At 48.9% G+C, this 618-nt stretch carries 1 protein-coding gene; it reads right to left on the bottom strand.

Annotated elements, in window-relative coordinates; translation table 11 throughout:
• Positions 1–171: 171 nt before the first annotated feature.
• Positions 172–618, bottom strand: a 447-nt coding sequence (locus RBA40_RS33425; protein ID WP_306653224.1) for an RHS repeat-associated core domain-containing protein, incomplete at its 5' end; no start/stop codon positions are given.

Here is a 618-nt window from a genome sequence, read left to right on the forward strand (position 1 = left end):
CAATCTTGCCAAGCTCCTGGATCCATCGGCATACCATCGACTGTTAGTTGTAAGCTGCCTAGCAGCCCCCCAATTTCATCCGACTGGACGCGTTCGTATTCTGTCTCCAGAAAAAAGAACATAGCGAGGTATGCCTGTTTGAGAGTTAAACGTTCAGGAATTGTAGTCATGTCATTTTTGTGTCGGCCTAGTCGGAGCTGATAATCCGGTTTGTGGATTGAAAGTTTGGGGTGTGGCATTTACCCCTCCGTTAAGCATTTCGCCATTTCTAGATGACGTCCATACTTGCGTCCCATCTTCACGCGTTTTGGCACACCACTCATTGCCGTATCTATCTTTCCCCAAAATATTTTTTGGGTCATTAGCCGTTTCTGCCAGGAGCCTGCGATTTTCCGGCGTATCAGGTATGTGACCAGGTCTCTTGCCGAAGATTTTGCCAGCTCTATAATATGGGATTACAACTCTAACCTCGCCGACGAGAACTCGAGTTACTAATGCGGCTATACCTCCCCGCACCCCTTTTGTTAGTCCGTAAGGATCCGAATAATTGACCGGATCCCCGTCCACATATACGTAGGTGTTGATGCCGCCATCCAGCCCGATAGGGTCGCTCTGCAC

Source organism: Massilia pseudoviolaceinigra, from assembly GCF_030846505.1.
Lineage (GTDB): Bacteria > Pseudomonadota > Gammaproteobacteria > Burkholderiales > Burkholderiaceae_D > Telluria_A > Telluria_A violaceinigra.